We start from the raw sequence: 20,828 nt of genomic DNA, 5'->3' as shown, positions 1-20,828 counted from the left end.
ATTGTCTGTTTTCGGCCTTCTGTCACGTGAGGTGGTGAACTACCGTTGCTGACGTTTCTGCCAGCTTCTCACGACAGAGTAGCGCCACAAACCTTTAATGCCAAAGTAACCCACGATGGCACTGACCACGCCGCAAATCATGCAGCCGAGCAGGAATGGCGGTCCGATGGTTTGCATCTGGTGCAACAAAAATTCCCACGAAAGTTCGAAATGAAAAGGTTGTGGCGGGACATGCATTACCCAGGCGCCAAGTTTGTAAGCAAAATAGAACAGAACCGGCATGGTGATCGGATTGCTGACCCAGACCAGTGCAACGGACAGTGGCAGATTGACACCGCATGCAATCGCCAGTCCGGCTGACATGATCATCTGACTGGGGAGCGGAACAAACGCCATGAATAAGCCGACCGCAAATGCGCCGGCGGCAGAGCGGCGGTTTAAACACCACAGGTTCGGGTTGTACAGAACATTGCCAAAAATTTTCAATGCCTTCTGACGTTTGATGACCTCGTGATCTGGCATGAAACGCTTGATAAATTTTCTTGGCATGGGGCGATGACTCTCTTATCAAATTATTGGACGTTAGCTTCGTTCAGTCTCACACTCTTAACGTCACCACACTGGCTGACCCTGCCCTGTGGGTTGTGGTGTGTCCCTGTTCTGATCGTCTTGATAACAAGTCTGAAGTACAGAAAGTTAAGATGCCTGACAGGAAGTTTAGCTGCAATTCTCGTTATCCTCTTTCAAGGCAACGTACTGCGATGGCAAGCAGATTCTCTGTTCCTAGCAGGTCAGGATATTACCATAAAAGCCGACGTTGACAGCTTTTTTAAGCAAATAAGTCACGGATATGATGGAAAAGTGGTGATTACCGCCATCAATGGCCAACCCTTGTCCTACTTTCAGCAGCCACGTGTTCAGTTGATTGCGCCGCGTCCGCTAATGCCAGGTGAGGTAGTGACGGCGCAAGTGTCGTTGAAGAGTATGATCGGGCTCAGAAATGAAGTCGGTTTTGATCGCGAACGTTACGCGTTCAGTCAGCGCTTGTTGGCGCGTGCAGTGATTGTTAAAGGTTCATCCTGGTTCAGTGAATCACCCAATCACCTGCGCAGCCGGCTGTTCACACTGATTCGACAATCGTTAGCGGCCAGTCCGGAGCGTTCACTGTTGTTGGCTCTGACGTTTGGTTACCGAGGTGAGATTGAGCCTGACTTATGGCAGTCGCTGCGCAATAGCGGGCTGGCACATCTGGTGGCCATTTCCGGTTTGCACATCGGTATCGCTTTCTCCGTCGGGTTCATGATGGGCACGCTGTTGTTGCGGTTGTCGTATCGTGCGCTATTGTTGCCCTGGCTCCTGGGCTGCGTGGTGGCCGCTTGTTATGCCTGGCTGGCGGGGTTTTCGCTTCCCACCGAACGGGCGCTGATCATGTGTCTGCTCAATGTCTTGTTCTCGTTGCTGAATTTACGGGTGAGTCTGGTCGGGCGGATATTGGCGACGCTTGCGTTGGTGTTGCTGTGGGATCCTCTGGCTTCGCTGGCGGTCTCGTTTTGGTTATCCTTTCTCGCCGTCACGGTGGTGTTCACTTATCTGGCTCGCCAGTCTGTGACTGACAACCTGTTCATCAGGCTGACGAAAATGCAACTCTGGCTGGTGACTTGTATGCTGCCAGTCAGTTTATGGTTTTTCGATGGCATTACCCTGGCCAGCGCTTTGTACAACCTCGTTTTTGTGCCCTGGTTTTCCTTTTTTGTTGTGCCCTTAACCTTAGCCGGGCTGACGTTCAGTGCGGTGCTACCCGATACAGCGACGGTGCTTTGGAACGGCGTTGCCTGGACGCTGAAACCGGTTATCTACGCGATTGACTGGGTGGGAGAGCTCTGGTGGACACTCAACGCGGTTTGGATGCTGCGATTCGGGATGATGTTGGTCGTGGCACTGTTGTGGCCCTTGCTGAGTGGCTCTGCGCGACTCTGGCTATTGATGCTTTGTGTGATGGCGGGTTGGTTAACCGACAGGCCGCAAAGCGTGAACCGATGGCGTCTGGATGTCCTGGATGTCGGCCATGGCCTCGCTGTGGTGATCGATAAAAATCGCCGGGCCATTGTTTATGATACCGGTTTGGCGTGGGAAAACGGCAGTATGGCCGATGCGGTGATTTTGCCGTTTCTGCGTAAACGCAATATTCGCTCTCTGGATGGACTGATTCTCAGTCACATGGACTCCGATCACTCGGGTGGCTGGCAACAGATTCAACGTGCATGGTCACCGGGTTGGATTCGTGCCAGCCAGGACTCTCCCGATTTTTCACCATGCATTGCTAAGCAAACCTGGCGGTGGAACGGCCTGGACTTTGAGGTATTGTGGCCGCAACAAGGAGTGATGCGCGCGTACAATTCGCACTCGTGCGTCTTGCGCTTGAGCGATCCTGTTTCCGGCGTCAGGGTGTTGTTGACGGGTGACATTGATGCACTGGTTGAGTGGATGTTGGTCCGTCAACCGCAGTTATTGCGCAGTGAGATAGTGATTGTGCCGCATCATGGGAGTAAAACTTCGTCAATCCAGCCGTTTGTCGATGCGGTCGGGGCTCATTATGCTTTTGCCTCTTTAGCTCGGGACAATCGCTGGGGAATGCCTGCGGATCAGGTGGTATCGCGTTATCAGGCGGCGGGCACCACTTGGTTGGACACGGGTCACAATGGGCAAATTTCGCTCTTGGTTGAGCAAGGCCAGTGGCGGGTGGAAAGCCTGCGACAAAGAGAGTCTTGGTATAGGCATATCTTGCGGAAGCGAGTAGAATAGGAAGATTAATACAATCAAAAGTACCATTCGTATATGTCATTGAATCAAGACGAGACCACTTGGCAGACGTTCCGTCGCTTGTGGACTTACATCCGCTTATACAAAGCGGGACTGGGTGTGGCGGTTGTCGCCCTGGTGATCAACGCTATCGCAGATACTTACATGGTTTCTCTGCTCAAACCGCTGCTTGATGAAGGATTTGGCGACACTCAATCCAATTTTCTCAAAATTCTGCCATTCATCATTTTTGGCATGATGTTGGTGCGCGGTGTGAGTAGCTTTGTTTCTGACTATTGCCTAAGCTGGGTTTCTGGCAACGTGGTCATGCTACTTCGCCGAAAAATATTCAATCATTTCATGCATATGCCTGTGTCTTTCTTTGACAGAGAGTCCACCGGAGGCTTGCTTTCACGCATCACTTATGACACCGAGCAGCTGGCAGGAGCGACCAGCAAAGCGTTGGTGAGTATTGTACGTGAAGGTGCCAGCATCATTGGTCTGCTGACCCTGATGTTTTGGAACAGTTGGCAGTTATCACTGGTTCTGCTGGTGGTTGCGCCTCTGGTCGCTTGGGCGATTGGGATCGTTTCTAAGCGTTTTCGCAAGATTTCCAAGAACATGCAAACCACGATGGGCCATGTTGCAACTTCCGCTGAACAAATGCTGAAAGGCCACAAAGTGGTGCTGAGTTACGGTGGTCAGGATGTCGAAAGCGCACGGTTTGACTCAGTCAGTAACCGCATGCGCCAGCACTCAATGAAGTTAGTGTCAGCGCAGGCTATCGCCAACCCGGTGATTCAGATTATCGCCTCTATTGCGCTGGTTACGGTACTTTTCTTGGCGAGTGTGGACTCCATTCGTGAAACGCTCACTCCGGGGACATTTACGGTCGTGTTCTCGGCGATGTTTGGTTTGATGCGCCCGCTGAAAGCGCTAACCAACGTGACGTCGACATTCCAGCGCGGTATGGCAGCGAGCCAAACACTATTTGCTCTGATCGATCTGGATACGGAGCAGGACAACGGTGATTACGAAACCAAGCAAGTGCGTGGCGATATTGAAGTGAAACACGTGACGTTCACGTACAGCGGTAAGGAAAAACCGGCGCTGCGAGATGTCAGTTTCAATATCCCACCGGGCAAAACCGTGGCTCTGGTTGGGCGGTCTGGCTCAGGTAAGAGTACCATTGCGAATCTGTTTACTCGTTTCTATGACGTCGATTCTGGTTCGATACTGCTTGATGGCCACGATATTCGTGAATACAAGTTGACTAACCTGCGTCAGCATTTTGGTCTGGTGTCGCAGAACGTGCATTTGTTCAATGACACCATCGCCAACAACATCGCCTATGCGGCGAAAGAGCAATACAGCCGTGAACAAATTGAACAGGCGGCCAAGCTGGCTCATGCGATGGAGTTTATTGACAATCTGGACGAAGGCCTAGACACCATGATTGGTGAAAACGGCGCCAGCTTGTCTGGCGGGCAGCGTCAACGTATCGCCATCGCACGTGCCTTGTTGCGTGATTCGCCGGTGCTGATTCTCGACGAAGCCACCTCGGCGCTTGATACAGAAAGCGAAAAAGCGATTCAGATGGCGCTGGATGAGCTGCAAAAAGATAAAACGGTGTTGGTGATCGCTCACCGACTGTCAACCATTGAAGCCGCCGATGAGATTCTGGTGGTGGATGAGGGTGAAATCATCGAGCGTGGTTCGCACGCTGAGTTGATAGCCAAAGATGGCGCCTATGCTCAGTTGCATCGTATTCAGTTTGGTGAGTAAGCGTGATTGAGAAAATCTGGTACAAAAATCATCCACTCAAATATCTGTTGTGGCCACTATTGTGGCCGCTAAGTCAGCTGTACCGCCATATCAGTGCTGGCCGAAAACAGGATTATCAATCCGGCAAAAAGCACAGTTATCGGGCACCGGTTCCGGTCGTGGTCGTTGGCAATATTACCGCGGGTGGGAATGGGAAAACGCCGATGGTGGTGTGGCTGGTTGAGCGTCTGCAACAGCAAGGTTATACGCCCGGTGTGGTGTCCCGTGGTTATGGCGCTAAAGCGCCCCTGTATCCTCTGGTTGTCACGCCAGAAACGCCAGCGATTCACTGCGGCGATGAGCCTAAGTTGATTGCACAACGCACCGGGGCACCCGTTGCAGTGTCTCCGGTACGTAGCGACGCCGTAGACGCGTTGCTGCCGTTAGGCGTTGATATCATCATTACCGACGATGGACTGCAGCACTATGCGTTGCAGCGTGACATTGAGATCAGTGTTATGGATGGTGCTCGCCGTTATGGCAATCAGTCTTTGATCCCGTTAGGACCACTGCGTGAGCCGCTCAGTCGTCTTGAAGAGGTTGATTTTATCATCAACAACGGTGGTGACCCGCAGCCGGGTGAAATGGCAATGACACTCAGCCCGGGCCTGGCGGTGAACTTAACGCACGCCGACAAAACTTTGGTTAGTCAGTTGAAAGCGCTGGTGGCATTCGCCGGTATTGGTCACCCGCCGCGGTTTTTTGCCACGCTGGAAAAACTGGGTGCTGATCTGGTCGTAACCAAGGGGTTCGCGGATCATCAGGAATATCAAGCGTCTGAGCTGGAAGCACTTGCAAGCCAGGGGACGAACGTCATAATGACAGAAAAAGACGCAGTAAAATGTCGTGAATTTGCAGCGGATAACTGGTGGTATTTGCCAGTTGATGCCAGGTTTAGTGAACAGGATGAGCTGCGAATCTTAAATCGAATTAAAGAGGTTATGGAACAATATGGATCACCGTCTGCTTGAGATCGTTGCCTGCCCGGTATGTAAAGGCAAACTGACTTACGATAAAGACAGCCAGGAACTTATCTGTAAACTGGATCGTCTTGCCTATCCGATCAAAGATGGCATCCCGGTATTGCTCGAGCCTGAAGCGCGCACCATGTCGATGGATGAGGGAAGATAATGGCTTTTACCGTTGTTATCCCTGCACGCTATCAGTCTACTCGTTTACCAGGTAAGCCGCTTGCTGATATCGGTGGCAAACCTATGGTGCAGTGGGTTTATGAGCAGGCGAGACAAGCCGGGGCGGATCGTGTGGTTGTGGCAACCGATGACGTACGTGTGCAACAAGCCGTCGAAGCGTTTGGCGGTGAAGTGTGCATGACCTCAGCCGAACACGAATCTGGTACCGAGCGTCTGGCGGAAGTGATTGAACGGCTGAAAATCGATGCCTCACACATTATCGTGAACGTTCAGGGCGACGAACCCCTGATCCCACCAACGATCATTGCTCAAGTGGCCAACAATTTGGCCAACAGTGACGCGCCAATGGCAACGCTGGCGGTTGAAATTAGCGATGAAGCGGAAGTGTTCAATCCCAATGCGGTTAAGGTCGTGACTGATAAAGACGGCTACGCGTTGTATTTCAGCCGCGCCACGATCCCATGGGATCGCGACCAATTTTCTTCGCAGCCGGCACATATTGCTCAGCCACTGATGCGGCATATTGGCATTTACGCTTACCGTGCTGGTTTCATTAACACGTATGTGAATTGGGCACCGTCGGCGCTGGAAAAAATTGAGTCTCTGGAGCAGTTGCGCGTGCTGTGGTACGGCGAAAAAATCCATGTGGCCGTTGCGCAAGAAGCGCCAGCAGCGGGCGTGGATACCCCAGAGGACTTGGATGCAGTGCGCAAAATCGTAGCCTCCAAGTGATTCGATCCAATAATAAAAAGCTCCCCTAGGGAGCTTTTTATTGGTTTGAGGGTGACCTTAAGTTTGACGATACACAAACTCAAATTTTGGTGTCGTAGTCATTGCGCTGCGGACACGTGGCTAAAATCTCTCTTCTTCCGGTATCTTTGACCTCTTCTAAAATGACGTCAAATCCCCACAAGCGGTAAAGGTGTTTCAACACTTCGTTATAGCTCTCATCCAGTGGAACGCGATTATGCGGAACGTACTGAAGGGTAAGAGAACGGTCACCGCGAACATCGACGTTATATACCTGAATGTTTGGTTCGAGGTTGCTGAGATTGTATTGGGCAGCGAGTTTTTCTCGGATCTGCCGGTAACCCATTTCATCATGGATCGCACTCACTTCAATGAAGTTTTTCCGGTCGTCATCGACAATGGAAAATAGCTTGAAGTCGCGGATCAACTTGGGTGACAGGTATTGACTGATAAAGCTTTCATCTTTGAAATTATGCATCGCAAAGTGAACGGCTTCCAGCCAGTCACTGCCAGCCAGATCCGGGAACCACTCTTTGTCTTCATCGGTCGGCTCTTCACAAATCCGTTTAATATCACGAAACATCGCAAAACCGAGCGCGTAAGGGTTGATACCGCTGAAATACGGGCTGTTGTAAGGCGGCTGCGCGACCACGCTGGTGTGGCTATGGAGAAACTCCAGAATGAATTTGTCCGATACCAGGCCCTCATCGTACAGATGGTTCAGAATGGTGTAATGCCAGAAGGTGGCCCAGCCTTCGTTCATCACCTGAGTCTGTTTCTGAGGGTAAAAATACTGACTGATTTTACGCACGATCCGGACGATCTCACGTTGCCAGGGCTCTAGCAGGGGAGCATGTTTTTCAATGAAGTACAGGATGTTTTCTTGCGGCTCGCTCGGAAAGCGTTGCTTCTGATCTTCCGCTTTAATTTTAGACTTTGGCACGGTTCGCCACAGCTCGTTGACTTGAGATTGAAGATACGCTTCACGCTCTTCCTGACGAGCTTTCTCTTCCGCAATGGAGATTTTTTCCGGACGTTTATAGCGGTCCACGCCGTAATTCATCAACGCGTGACACGAGTCGATCAGGGCTTCGACTTCCGTGACACCGTATTTTTCCTCGCATTCGACGATATAATTTTTCGCAAATAACATGTAGTCAATGATGGAGCTGGCATCAGTCCAGGCCTGGAACAGATAATTACCCTTAAAGAAGGAGTTGTGTCCATAGCTGGCGTGCGCCATAACCAGCGCCTGCATGGTTACTGAATTCTCTTCCATCAGGTAGGCGATACACGGGTCCGAGTTGATGACTATTTCGTAAGCCAGTCCCATTTGACCGTGTTTGTAGCCTTGTTCGGTTTGAATGAATTTTTTACCGAACGACCAGTGATTATAATTGATTGGCATACCAATACTGGAGTAGGCATCCATCATCTGCTCTGACGTGATCACCTCAATCTGATTGGGGTAGGTGTCAAGGCGGTAGTGTTCGGCTACCCGCTTGATCTCTTTGTGATAACGCTCAAGCAGGTCGAACGTCCAATCGGGGCCATCCGGCAGGCACTTAGTGTTTTTTTTCGCTTTTGTTCTTGTGGTCGCTGTCATAACGGCCTCCCTAAGCGGTTTCTTTCCTGAATAGCTCCCTGAACACAGGGAAGATGTCGTCAACAGTGCGGATGTTTTTCATTGCAAAGTTGTCGAACTGGTTTTCTATTTTCTCGTATTCATGCCACAGCGTCTGATGGGATCGGCGGGTAATTTCAATATACGAGTAGTACTGACAGTTAGGCAGCAAGTTATTTACCAACAATTCTTTACAGCGTGGTGAGTCGTCTGCCCAGTTGTCGCCGTCGGATGCCTGGGCGGCATAGATGTTCCACTCGCCAACCGGGTAACGTTCCGCAATGATCTCCTTCATCAGTTTCAGAGCGCTTGAAACGATGGTGCCCCCGGTTTCCTGAGAGTAGAAGAATTCATGTTCATCGACTTCTTTGGCTTGCGTATGGTGACGAATGAACACAACATCGACGTTTTCGTAGGTCCGGGTTAGGAACAAATACAGCAGAACATAAAAACGTTTGGCGATGTCTTTGGTTGCCTGATCCATTGAACCAGACACATCCATCAGACAAAACATCACTGCCTGGCTGGACGGAACCGGGCGTTTTTCGTAATTCTTGAAGCGCAGGTCGAAAGTATCGATAAATGGTACGCTCTCGATTTTTTGGCGTAGCTCTTGAATCTCTTTTCTCAGGCGTCGTTCTTCCAGAACCTGAGCTGGTTCTTGATTTTCAATTCGCTCCAGTTCTTCCTCTAACTCCTGGAGCAGACGTTTTTTGCTGGCGGTCATAGCCGTGCGGCGCGCAAGAGATTGCTGCAGCGAACGCACGATAGCAATGTTTGAGGGCATGCCTGCGGTTTGGTAACCCGAGCGATGGGTTTTCCATTCTGTGATTTTATTAATTTGGTTTTTTTCCAGATTAGGCAGCTCTAAATCCTCGAAGAGTATGTCGAGGTATTCGTCTTTTGAAATCTGGAATACAAATTCGTCCTGACCTTCGCCGTCCGGGCTGGCGTCGCCTTCTCCGGCTCCACCGCCTTGACCGCCTCCTTTGGGGCGTTCAATTTTATCGCCAGTGATGAACTGGTCGTTACCGGGATGAACACGCTCACGCATGCCGCCGCGGCCCTGGTGAAAGGTCGGTTCTTTGATGTCCCGGTGTGGAATAGACACATCTTCGCCGGTCTCGGTGTTCGTAATCGAACGACGATTGACTGCGTCTGCAACTGATTCTTTTATCTGGTCTTTATGACGGCGCAGGAAGCGTTGCCGGTTCACTGCACTTTTATTTTTGCCATTCAGACGTCTATCAATGAATTGCGCCATAAGTGACCCCTTAATGTCCGTATACACCTAGAAAGAGGCGGGTGCGAGTGCCCACGAGCACTCACACTGACCATTTCTCCGCGTTGTAGGTGCTGTTAAGAGGATTTACGTACGCGCAAATACCACTCAGACAACAACCTGACCTGTTTCTCGGTGTAGCCTTTCTCCATCATACGATTAACGAAATCGTCGTGTTTCTTCTGATCTTCCGAAGAGGTTTTGGCATTGAAGGAGATAACAGGCAGCAATTCTTCCGTGTTGGAGAACATTTTTTTCTCGATAACCGTGCGCAGTTTTTCGTAACTGGTCCACACCGGATTTTGCCCATTGTTGTTGGCGCGGGCACGCAATACGAAGTTAACGATCTCGTTACGGAAATCTTTAGGGTTGCTGATACCAGCTGTTTTCTCGATTTTTTCCAGTTCACTGTTGAGTGAGGCACGGTCAAACAACTGTCCGGTTTCTGGATCTCGGTATTCCTGATCCTGGATCCAGAAGTCTGCATAGGTAACGTAGCGATCAAAGATGTTCTGACCGTATTCGGAGTAGGACTCAAGATACGCGGTCTGAATCTCTTTGCCGATAAACTCAATGTAGCGTGGCACCAGATACCCTTTCAGGAATTCCAGGTAGCGCTCAGCGGTTTCTTGTGGGAATTGCTCTCGCTCTATCTGCTGCTCAATGACGTAAAACAGGTGGACTGGGTTAGCCGCCACTTCCGTTTGGTCGAAGTTGAACACACGCGAAAGAATTTTGAACGCGAAACGGGTCGACAGACCACTCATGCCCTCATCCACACCAGCGTAGTCACGGTATTCTTGGTAGCTTTTCGCTTTGGGGTCGGTATCTTTCAGCGTTTCGCCGTCATACACCCTCATTTTCGAATAGATGGATGAGTTTTCTGGATCTTTCAGGCGTGACAGAATACTAAATTGTGCCAGCAAGCCAAGCGTGCTTGGCGAGCAGGGCGCTTGAGCCAGTTCGGAATGATCCAGCAGCTTCTGGTAGATTTTGACTTCTTCGGACACACGTAAGCAGTAGGGCACTTTAACAATGTACACCCGATCCAAGAAGGCCTCGTTGTTTTTGTTGTTGCGGAACGTCTGCCACTCTGATTCGTTGGAGTGCGCGAGAATCATACCGTCAAACGGCAACGCCGAAAGTCCTTCGGTCCCGTTGTAGTTGCCTTCCTGTGTGGCGGTTAGCAATGGGTGCAGAACTTTGATCGGTGCTTTGAACATTTCGACAAATTCCATTAACCCTTGGTTGGCTTTACACAGGGCACCGGAGTAACTGTATGCGTCGGGATCGTCTTGTGAATAGTGTTCCAGTTGACGAATATCGACTTTACCCACCAAAGATGAAATGTCCTGGTTGTTCTCATCACCAGGCTCCGTTTTAGCTATGGCGACCTGATCCAGAATCGATGGACGAACTTTTACCACTTTGAATTTAGAGATGTCGCCACCAAACTCATGCAGGCGTTTGGCCGCCCAAGGAGACATGATCGAGCGAAGATAGCGTTGCTCGATACCGTATTCTTGCTTGAGCAGCTCACCGTCCTCATTGACGTCAAACAGACAAAATGGGTGGTCGTTAACCGGGCTGCGCTGGCCGTTCGCGGATAGCACATAAATAGGAAGTTGCTGCATTAACGCTTTCAACTTCTCGGCCAGTGATGATTTACCGCCCCCGACAGGACCAAGTAAGTACAGGATTTGCTTGCGTTCTTCGAGACCTTGTGCAGCGTGTTTTAGGTACGACACAATTTGTTCAATTGAGTCCTCCATGCCATAAAAGTCCTGAAAAGTTTTGTAGCGGGAGATGACCCGGTTCGAAAACAGCCGGCTGAGGCGGGGATCGTGTGAGGTATCGACGAGCTCGGGCTCACCGATAGCCATTAGAAGGCGCTCAGCGGCGTTCGCGTAGGCACTTTTGTCCTCTTTACACAGCGCCAGGAAGTCTTGTATGGATAACTCTTCATCCTTGGCAGCTTCGTAGCGTGCTTGATAGTGGTCGAAAATACTCATAATCAATTCCCCTCTGAACCTGTCACAGTGACAAACAACTCGCAATGGACTACAAATCCTTTACTTCTAAGACTAGTTGGTATTTGTAATTTTGCTTAAAAAATATGTGTTTATTTACGATCGGTTGCGTAAATTTGTGCAGTCGCTCCGTTCATATTTGAGCTGAATATTTTCAGTATCTTGACGGCAGATAAACGACTGGTCTGCTCAGTTAGTGCAGGTGTAAACGGCTGGATTCACTATCACTGATCTGAATACAACCAAGTATTCGGGTGACCTTACGAGTGATTACGCAATGAAAAGGCAAAATGATCAGAAGCGAGGAGTGCGGACGTTCTAATAGGGTGAATAATGTATTTTTGTTTATCAGCCAGATAATTAGGTGGGTGGGACAGGAAAAAGGCGACGGTCGCCGCCTTTTTGACTCAGAGGCGTAAAATGGAGCTTAAGCGTTAAAGATCTGCTTTAATTCGGTGGTAGACAAATGATATTGACGTGGGCAGTGACGCCAGGTGGTCAACATACGACGATATTTGTCGAACATCGGGGTTTGACTATTGAAATGGTGATCGCCTTTATCAAACTGAGGATAGAGGCCCTCTGACTCAACCAAAAAACGCACGTAGTGAACCAATTGGGATTCTGTTGCAATGTCAAAGCCAAGAAACTGCAATCGGCGCGCGTCGACGTCTTTTTGCTGTGTTGCATCGAGCATGTTAAATGACTCCTGCATCGCATGATACATTTCCATCATGTCGATGATTTCGCGACACTTTTCTTCCGGTAGGCAACCGAAATCTTTATTCAGCTCGCGCATTTGCAGTTCATACCCGCGTTCAACGATGGTTTGCATTCGTCGATACTTGGTCGCGTTGTCCGGATCCATCTGAGACATCAGATAATACTGGTTAGACAAAATCAGGCGTTGAGCGTTGGTCATTTCCATGGGGGCCCTCACTAAGAAACTATGATTATTTGCTGTAGCCAGATTACCAGCAAGTCTCTGCGCTGAAACATGATCTCAACACGGATTTAATATGAAAAGTGTAATAAATCGCCACCAAAACGCGATTTATTTATTACGATGATGGTGGTTATAAATGTAATCACGGTCGGAGAACGTGCGCAGCCACTCTGGTTTGAAAACGGACAGTATTGCCAGTGACATGCCGTTCAATAACCCTTCCGGAAAGGCAAGTAAGGGGACCAGAATAAGGTAGTTATCCCGCACCGTCTGCCAGTCGTAATTGCCCAGGATCATTTGATAGGCGGTGTTAATCGTCAGATGCAGGCTGCCGGTCAGTCCGCCGTTAAAAAATCCGGCAACAAAGATAAACACGAAGATGTTGCGCGGCAGGCAGCGATAGCTCAGAAGAAAGACGCCATAACTGATCAAAATAGGAATCAGGCTCGACAACATCAGGTATTCCGGAATATCGACCAGTGTCAGTTTTCCGGTTAACGCGAGCGCAAAAGCAACTGGAATGGTGAGCAAAAATGCAATACGCCAGCCGTACATCAAGCTTAGGGTTGTCAGGGCAAGAAAGTGAATCGTAAGGCCTTCTTTAATGCCTGCCTGAGCAGACCAAAGTAGAAAAAGGGCAAAAATCACCGCGTATGTCAGGTGCTGAAAGCTTTTTTCGGTCGTGAACTTGGGCAGAAACGCTGCACGAAAATCACCGAGAGCGACGGCCACCGCCAGGCATACCACCACCAAAGCAAACAGTTCTTCGAGAAACAACCCTGACTCCTTTACAAAAATACCAGCGATGAGCTGGTATTTTTTACGAAACCGGGGACAGTTGGTATCAGTATTTTACGTTAGAGTGATATTGCTCAAGAATTGATACGACTTTATCCATGGTTTCTTTCGTCGGTGGCTGCACGCCTTCTAATGGATAATCTAGGCCTAACGCCTCCCATTTGTGTGCCCCAAGTTTGTGGTAAGGCAACAACTCGACTTTCTCAATATTGTCCATGTCTTTAATGAACTCACCCAGCATATGGGCAGCTTCATCATCATCGGTGTAACCCGGCACCACCACATAGCGAATCCAGGTTTTCTGTCCGATTTTATGTAGGTAGCGGGCAAAATCCAACGTACGCTTGTTCGAAACACCGATAAAATCATGATGAATTTCATCTTTCATGTGCTTGATGTCGAGCATCACCAGATCGGTTGCGTCCAGCACGTCGTCAATCACCTGCGTATGTTTGCGAACGTAGCCGTTAGTGTCCAGACAAGTGTGGATACCTTCAGCCTGGGCTGCCTGAAACAGATCGCGGACGAATTCTGGTTGTAGCATGGCTTCGCCACCGGAACAGGTGATGCCTCCACCGGAGGCTTTCATAAAATGCCGGTACGAGCGAGCTTCCTGCATGATCTCGTCGACGCTCACTTCCTTGCCACCATGCGTGTCCCATGTATCCCGGTTATGGCAGTACATACAGCGCATCAGGCAACCCTGCATGAAAACAATAAACCGAATACCAGGTCCGTCGACTGTACCGCAAGATTCGAATGAGTGAATACGACCCGTTGTTGACATGTGCTCATCTCTCGTAAGGATTCAAGCTGTTATTTTATTACAAAAAGTAGGGATTAAATAGGGTTAGCGAAATCTCATTTCCGTCATTTTGTAAATAAAGAAAAATACGTTTCGTCCGATACAGTTTATGTTATAAAGTTGTTATAAAAAGAATAAATACTAATCAGTTGAGAATGTAGATATTTGGCTCCAATCAGTGGTTCATCATAAACGATGATAAGGATGTTGCATGGACGCGCTTGCACTATCGCAGAAACACAAAATTACGCTGCTTTTGATCATACTCTCTCTTGGCTTCATCAGTCTGGGAGTATTCACTTCAACCCGCCTGGGTTCTTTGGACGCTCAGTATCAGAGCAGTTCCGAGGTCAATCATGGGGTGGTTTCCATCTATCAAACCCAAACCGAGCTTATCTCACTGGCGTCACAAATGAGCCAGTTGACTGCGCAGCAGGTGCCGTCAACTCGTCAGGCGTTGACCACTTTGCTCGAAAAAGTGGAGGAGAACCTCGCGTTTCTCAACCAGATAGGATTGTCTGATAACGCTGAGCAGGTCAAGCGAACGGCCGGTAGCTTCGAACAGGCATTGTTGCCATGGCTTAACCTGAAAACCGAGCTGGGGTTTAGTGTTGACGATGGCAAACTTGGCACGCTGAAGACACTTGCAACTACAATCGAGAATAAGATTGCGGAAACCGGAATGGTGACGCTGAATTCTGATTTTCAGGCGATGATAAAAGCCCAGCAGAATTACCTGTTGCAGCCTAATGAAGACAACCTGAAACGTTTCAATCGAGCTGTGGCCGGGTTTGAAAACATGTCCAATACTTACGCCATGTTGGAGTTGTATGAACAAGAGATTGAGCAGTTCAAAGCGACATTCGTGCAAGTCAGTGAGTTATCCCAACAACTCGGCGATATTGAAACTCAACTGGTCCGCAGTGAGCAGGCGTTTGTGGGCGTGATTGAAACGGTCACCAGTCAGCTAAGTCGCATTAGTGACGATTATCAGACTCAGGCGCTGGCCAGCAGCAGCTCAACGAAATGGTCAGTGCTGATTGCGTGTGCAGTTCTGGCTTTACTTATCTTTGCGATGTTCCTCAGTATCAGCGTATCGATGACCCGTTCGCTTAGTCACATCACTCTGGCCATTAAAGCGATTGCTCGGGGGGATCTGTCGCAGCGTCTGACAGAAACCAATAATCGCAACGACGAATTTAACCAGTTGGCGATTGCCATCAATCAGAGCTGTCAGAATCTGGGCGAATTGGTTCAAGGGGTGCAACAAAGCAGTCAAGCCTTGTCCGGAGATGCGGCCAAACTGAACCTGGAACTGGACAATCTGGCCACCAGCCAGACAGAGGTGCTTGGTCAAACCCAGCAACTGGCTTCCGCGACAGAGGAAGTCAGTGTGACGACTCAGGAAGTGTCTAATTCGCTAGAGTTTGTGGCTGAAATCAGCCAGTCATCCACGCAAGCAGCGGAACAGGGAGCGACAGTGATTGGCGCTGCGATTAATTCGATAGAAGAGATCGGTGTCATTTTAAATTCCGCCGCTGGTCACATTCAGCAATTGGAAGAGGCTTCAACCAAAATTGATTCCGTAATGGACATCATCAACGACATCGCTGAGCAGACGAACTTGTTGGCACTGAACGCCGCCATCGAGGCGGCGCGCGCCGGTGAGCAGGGGCGTGGGTTTGCGGTTGTGGCGGATGAGGTACGCAGTCTGGCGGTCAGAACGGTCGATGCGGTATCGGAAATCAGTGAAACGATTGAAACTCTGAAGAAAGAGAGTGCGGAGGTCATTCATTATATTGGCCAGTCGGAGTCATCGATGAATCAGGGCCGGGAGCGTGGTAGCCAGGCGATGAGTGCGCTATCTCATATCACCACCAAGGCGGAAGAAACCGCGCATCAGACAGACGTGATTTTTGCCTCAATTAAAGAGCTGGCGACCACCAGTCAGTCGATGGCGGACAGCATGACGCAAATTTCGTCTGCTATGGAAGCTCTGGGGCGCAATAATGACCACTTGCGCGATACCAGTCAGGCGGTGGATCAACGCTCCTCCAGCTTGAATTCCGATTGCCAGCGTTTTACGGTGTGAGTCAGGCTGTCACGAGGCGTACCCGGAACGGCTTCGTTATTCAGCATGAAAATAACTGAGACTTGGTCTGAGGCGCAGAAATAAAAAAGGCTCGCCAATTGGCGAGCCTTGACAGCACTTTAGATCTTACAGAGATTCGGTGAAAGTACGGGCAATAACGTCTTGTTGCTGCTCAGCAGTCAGAGAGTTGAAACGTACAGCGTATCCAGATACACGGATAGTTAGCTGAGGGTATTTCTCTGGGTGTTTAACAGCATCCAGCAATGTATCGCGGTTAAGAACGTTTACGTTCAGGTGCTGCCCACCTTCTACACCGGCTTCATGGTGGAAGTAACCGTCCATCAGGCCAGCCAGGTTAGCACGTTGTGAGCCTTCGTCTTTACCCAGCGCATTAGGTACGATAGAGAAGGTGTATGAAATACCATCTTGTGCATCCGCAAACGGCAGTTTTGCCACGGAAGTCAGAGACGCTACCGCACCTTTCTCATCGCGACCGTGCATTGGGTTTGCACCTGGTGCAAATGGTGCACCCGCACGACGACCGTCAGGCGTGTTACCAGTTTTCTTACCGTAAACTACGTTTGAAGTGATAGTAAGAATTGACTGAGTAGGGATCGCATCACGGTAAGTCTTAAGCTTACGGATTTTACCCATGAACACAGAAACCAGTTCACATGCGATGTCATCGACGCGAGGATCGTTGTTACCGAATTTAGGGTAGTCGCCTTCAATTTCGAAGTCGATTGCCAGACCATCTTCGTCACGTACAGGTTTCACTTTCGCATACTTGATGGCAGACAGAGAGTCAGCGGCAACAGACAGACCTGCGATACCACAAGCCATGGTACGTTTCACGTCACGGTCATGCAGCGCCATCAGAGAAGCTTCGTAGCTGTACTTGTCGTGCATGAAGTGGATGCTGTTTAGTGCAGTCACGTACTGCTTAGCTAGCCAATCCATGAAGTGGTCCATTTTTTCCCACAGCTCGTTGTAATCCAGGTATTCGCCTTCGATCTTGCCCATCTTAGGACCAACTTGGATTTTCAGCTTCTCGTCAATACCGCCGTTGATGGTGTAAAGCATGGTTTTTGCCAGGTTAGCGCGCGCCCCGAAGAACTGCATTTGCTTACCAACAACCATTGGAGATACACAACACGCGATGGCGTAATCGTCAGAGTTCATGTCTGGACGCATGAGATCGTCGTTTTCGTACTGGATAGAAGAAGTATCGATAGACACTTTGGCACAGAACTTCTTGAAGCCTTCAGGCAGTTGCTCAGACCACAGAACCGTAATGTTTGGCTCTGGGCTTGGACCCATAGTGTACAGGCTGTTCAGGAAGCGGAAGTTGGTGCGTGTTACCAGAGTACGGCCGTCAAGACCCATACCACCCATAGATTCGGTTGCCCAGATTGGGTCACCCGAGAACAACTCATCGTATTCAGGCGTACGCAGGAAACGAACCATACGTAGTTTCATGACGAAGTGGTCGATCATTTCCTGAGCTTGTTCTTCAGTCAGTTTACCAGCTTCGATATCACGTTGAATGTACACATCCAGGAATGTAGAAGTACGACCCAGAGACATGGCTGCGCCATTTTGAGACTTAACAGCGGCCAGGTAGCCGAAGTACGTCCATTGGATAGCTTCTTGTGCTGTTTCTGCTGGGCGAGAAATATCGAAACCGTATTTCGCAGCCATAGCTTTGATTTGACCTAGAGCGCGGTGTTGCTCAGCAATCTCTTCACGAAGTTGCATGGTCATTTGTAGGTCTTCGCCGCTCTCAAATTTCTCTTGAAGAGAAGTGAACTGAGCCAGTTTGTCCTTCATTAGGAAGTCGATACCGTACAGCGCAACACGACGGTAGTCACCGATGATACGACCACGACCGTATGCGTCAGGAAGACCAGTTAGTACACCAGACTTACGACATGCAAGGATATCAGGAGTGTAGATATCGAAAACACCCGCGTTGTGAGTTTTGCGGTATTCGGTGAAGATTTTCTTAACTTGAGGGTCTAGTTCACGATTGTAGGCTTTGCATGAACCTTCAACCATGCGAATACCACCGTTAGGGATGATCGCACGTTTTAGAGGCGCTTCAGTTTGTAGACCTACGATAGTTTCAAGATCTTTTTCGATGTAGCCTGCATCGTGAGCAGTGATGGTAGAGATAACAGAGGTATCAAAATCAACAGGAGCGTGAGTTGCGTTCTCTTGTTTGATGCCTTCCATTACTTTAGCCCAAAGCTTGTTTGTTGCTTCAGTACCTTCAGAAACCAGGAAAGATTCGTCGCCTTCGTACGGAGTGTAGTTCTTCTGAATGAAATCACGAACGTTTACTTCGTTTTGCCAGTCGCCTGCTGCAAAACCTTCCCAAGCTTTAGCAAATTGCTCTGCCATGACATACCTACCTTTTTAGTAGAAAAAAATACGTACCTTTTAACCGTTGAGCCAGTTAAAACCTGCGTTGCGGGCTGGTACACTCTTTATGAATAACAATATGTATAGTCGATAATCGCGGTCATAGGACCATAAATATTGTTACTACTCTTTAGGGCTAATTCTCTGTCCACAAGTACAAGTTAAACTAAAAAAAACCTGCAAACCTTAAACTAAATCAATAAATGCTAAAAAAAGTTGATAAAAAGTGGGTGGCGATAGACACCACCCACACATTTTTTTAATCACAGCCAAGCTTTGATGCCATATTGGCTCTCAAGCATACCAACTGCAAGCATAGCAACTAAACAGATAACAAGTACGCTTACCGGGATCACAATCTTGTCGACAAATGACAGACGAGCCGCGCGCTCTTTGTCACCAATTAAGCCGTTGTTATCTAATAGCATCGTGAGTGCCCAGGCGAGGACAGGGTTAACGACTGCAGAACCAAAGATACAGATGCCTGCTGCTTGTGAGTCTTTCGAGTCTTTCACCATCTGCATGCCTGCTTCCAGTAGTGGCAGAGATACGCCCACTAGCAAAGCAACGCGCATGACAGGTGGCCAGACTGCGATGTCCATAGGGAAACCAAGGATCGCAATGATCATCACCAGCAGACCAAGAAGAATGGCACCACCAGGGATAGGACGTTTTGCAATGGCGGCTGGGATCATGTAAGTCCCCCAAGAAGAGGTAATGTTACCCCCACCGACAGCGGTACCGACCATTTGGCGGACAGAACACATGGTCATGGTGTCATCCACGTCCATCAACACTTTTTCAGTCTTTTTAGGGTAGTTCAGCTCTTGGAAGATGCGGTGGCCAAGAAAGTCTGGTGACCACATTGCGACAGCAAGGATCGCAAACGGTAATGATGCAATGAAGTGTTCCATGTTAGGAAGACCCAGCATCCAACCTTCTTCAGTGCCGCCCCACCAGTAAACAGGGTTGAGGTTTGGCAAACCTGTCTCAGTCACAAATTTGATATCAAAACCGGCACCGAGTACCAGAGCAATAACAAGACCAGTGAAAGCACACACAGGAATTGCCAGCCAGCGCTTGTTCACTTTGGCAAGGAACGCATAGAGCGCGATAGTGACCGCAAGTACGATCAGGCCAACGTAACCCATGCTACCCGCTTCAACCGTCGATGATTGCAGGCCGACCGCCCAATCCTGGATAGAGGTAATCTGGCTCATGGTGCCTGTCAGACCAAGGAAGATAAGCAAGCCACCGGCAGTACCCTCAGAGGTGAGGTTCACCAGTTTGGAACCACCTTTAAGAAAGCTAAGCAGAAGACCGAATACGCCGATGAGGATTGCCAATGCAAGAGGGTGAGCACCAGCGAGAGCTATGGTACCGATAAGAGGGATCATTGGACCGTGGTTACCAGCCAGGTTGGCTTTAGGGTTAATAAAACCAGAGGCAAGCACACAGAAAAGAAGTGCAGGGATGAGCATTTCTACACGGGCAACTTCGATAGCGAAGTCTTTACCCAAATTGACATGATCCCATGCAGCGGTAAGGCCCTCAGCCCAAGACATCATCACCGCAGAGTACATTGCGATGATACCGATTGTACCTGCAAGCGCAGGGACCAGGTCTTCAAGTTCAAAACGGAAGTCGCGGCCTGGCAAGTTGAGGCCAAAGCGACGTGGTTTCATGATTTGCAGTTCATGGTCCAGATAGTCTGAACGGCTGGCAAACTCGGATGCCGGACGGTGCAGCTCACGGTAGCTTTTGTCCTCAATGTCCGAATCAGAGTGCGGTTTCTTAACGGCGTCTGACATAGATTCCTCGTATCAAAAATAAAAAGTTCATTGGTTTTGTTGTTATTCGCATCCTGCGGCATGTCTGAACGGCGTATCAGGCACGAGGTTCGTCGTGCTTAATGGTAGTCAACCGTGGCGACAATGCTGGCCTCAGAGGGCTTTTACCTTGTTGGCGAGTGTAGCTTGCTTACCCTAAAGGGTGATTGATTTAGATCAGCTTATGAAAGAATGTGAAAGAAAACTACACAACCTATAATCAACATGAATGAACACAAATTGAACCGCGTAGTTTTTTTACAAAACGTGATGTTAATTAGACGCTTAGACAAGAGATTTTGTTGTCGCAGCCGGATATAACCTCAAAGGGTGAGGAGGGTCTTGTTTTTATCAATTTGTTAATAAGCATGATGGCGAGAAATGTTTTGTCGATGTGGGTTTTATGCGGGTTTATAAGTTTAAAATGCTAATTTATGAATTGTTAATCATATAAAGTGGCATAGTATCCAGAAA

The 20,828-nt window shown here is 49.2% G+C and carries 15 protein-coding genes; 6 read left to right on the top strand and 9 right to left on the bottom strand.

The window, feature by feature from the left end:
- Positions 1-39: 39 nt before the first annotated feature.
- Positions 40-549, bottom strand: coding sequence for a DUF2062 domain-containing protein (locus CAG64_RS04370; RefSeq protein WP_021704143.1), 510 nt, complete (start codon positions 547-549; stop codon positions 40-42).
- A gap of 315 nt (positions 550-864) precedes the next feature.
- Here CAG64_RS04370 and CAG64_RS04365 point away from each other — a divergent pair, with 315 nt between their 5' ends.
- Genes CAG64_RS04365 through kdsB form a run of 5 tightly spaced genes read left to right on the top strand, consistent with a single transcriptional unit; the run spans position 865 to position 6,506 of the window.
- Positions 865-2,802 (top strand): DNA internalization-related competence protein ComEC/Rec2, encoded by a 1,938-nt coding sequence (locus tag CAG64_RS04365; protein ID WP_161447807.1) that lies wholly within the window; start codon positions 865-867, stop codon positions 2,800-2,802.
- 33 nt (positions 2,803-2,835) lie between these two features.
- On the top strand, positions 2,836-4,584 hold the full coding sequence (gene msbA, locus CAG64_RS04360) for a lipid A ABC transporter ATP-binding protein/permease MsbA (protein WP_161447809.1): 1,749 nt from the start codon (positions 2,836-2,838) through the stop codon (positions 4,582-4,584).
- 2 nt (positions 4,585-4,586) lie between these two features.
- The gene (lpxK, locus tag CAG64_RS04355; RefSeq protein WP_161447810.1) at positions 4,587-5,594 is read left to right on the top strand and encodes a tetraacyldisaccharide 4'-kinase; all 1,008 of its coding nucleotides are present in this window, start codon (positions 4,587-4,589) and stop codon (positions 5,592-5,594) included.
- Positions 5,575-5,754 (top strand): Trm112 family protein, encoded by a 180-nt coding sequence (locus CAG64_RS04350; RefSeq protein WP_021704139.1) that lies wholly within the window; start codon positions 5,575-5,577, stop codon positions 5,752-5,754. Before lpxK ends, CAG64_RS04350 begins: the two co-directional genes overlap by 20 nt.
- Entirely contained in the window at positions 5,754-6,506 is a 753-nt protein-coding gene (kdsB, locus tag CAG64_RS04345; protein ID WP_021704138.1) for a 3-deoxy-manno-octulosonate cytidylyltransferase, read from the top strand. Before CAG64_RS04350 ends, kdsB begins: the two co-directional genes overlap by 1 nt.
- Positions 6,507-6,585: 79 nt before the next feature.
- On the opposite strand, the gene CAG64_RS04340 is transcribed toward kdsB, so the two are convergent.
- From CAG64_RS04340 to pflA, 6 genes are all read right to left on the bottom strand, one after another.
- The gene (locus CAG64_RS04340) at positions 6,586-8,130 is read right to left on the bottom strand and encodes a SpoVR family protein (RefSeq protein ID WP_021704137.1); all 1,545 of its coding nucleotides are present in this window, start codon (positions 8,128-8,130) and stop codon (positions 6,586-6,588) included.
- A 10-nt stretch (positions 8,131-8,140) separates the two neighbouring features.
- Positions 8,141-9,412 carry a YeaH/YhbH family protein gene (locus CAG64_RS04335; protein WP_021704136.1) on the bottom strand — a complete coding sequence of 424 codons (1,272 nt, stop codon included), beginning with the start codon at positions 9,410-9,412 and terminating at the stop codon, positions 8,141-8,143.
- A gap of 95 nt (positions 9,413-9,507) precedes the next feature.
- Positions 9,508-11,442, bottom strand: coding sequence for a PrkA family serine protein kinase (locus CAG64_RS04330; RefSeq protein ID WP_021704135.1), 1,935 nt, complete (start codon positions 11,440-11,442; stop codon positions 9,508-9,510).
- Between the two features lie 445 nt (positions 11,443-11,887).
- A complete protein-coding gene (locus CAG64_RS04325) occupies positions 11,888-12,388 on the bottom strand; it encodes a YfbU family protein (RefSeq protein WP_021704134.1) in 501 nt (166 codons plus the stop codon).
- A gap of 126 nt (positions 12,389-12,514) precedes the next feature.
- Positions 12,515-13,168 carry an energy-coupling factor ABC transporter permease gene (locus CAG64_RS04320; protein WP_443084054.1) on the bottom strand — a complete coding sequence of 218 codons (654 nt, stop codon included), beginning with the start codon at positions 13,166-13,168 and terminating at the stop codon, positions 12,515-12,517.
- Positions 13,169-13,250: 82 nt separating this feature from the next.
- Positions 13,251-13,991: a pyruvate formate lyase 1-activating protein gene (gene pflA, locus CAG64_RS04315; protein WP_021704132.1), complete on the bottom strand. Its 741-nt coding sequence runs from the start codon at positions 13,989-13,991 to the stop codon at positions 13,251-13,253.
- Positions 13,992-14,220: 229 nt separating this feature from the next.
- Here pflA and CAG64_RS04310 point away from each other — a divergent pair, with 229 nt between their 5' ends.
- Positions 14,221-16,101 (top strand): methyl-accepting chemotaxis protein, encoded by a 1,881-nt coding sequence (locus CAG64_RS04310; protein ID WP_161447814.1) that lies wholly within the window; start codon positions 14,221-14,223, stop codon positions 16,099-16,101.
- A gap of 126 nt (positions 16,102-16,227) precedes the next feature.
- On the opposite strand, the gene pflB is transcribed toward CAG64_RS04310, so the two are convergent.
- The gene (gene pflB / locus CAG64_RS04305; protein WP_161447815.1) at positions 16,228-18,504 is read right to left on the bottom strand and encodes a formate C-acetyltransferase; all 2,277 of its coding nucleotides are present in this window, start codon (positions 18,502-18,504) and stop codon (positions 16,228-16,230) included.
- Positions 18,505-18,788: 284 nt separating this feature from the next.
- A complete protein-coding gene (locus CAG64_RS04300; RefSeq protein ID WP_021704129.1) occupies positions 18,789-20,336 on the bottom strand; it encodes a DUF3360 family protein in 1,548 nt (515 codons plus the stop codon).
- Positions 20,337-20,828 lie beyond the last annotated feature (492 nt).

Source organism: Vibrio sp. V38_P2S17PM301 (genome assembly GCF_009904845.1).
In the GTDB taxonomy this organism is placed as follows: domain Bacteria; phylum Pseudomonadota; class Gammaproteobacteria; order Enterobacterales; family Vibrionaceae; genus Vibrio; species Vibrio proteolyticus.
The sequence above is the reverse complement of the archived record's forward strand: the minus strand, read 5'-3'. Positions and strand labels throughout refer to the sequence as shown.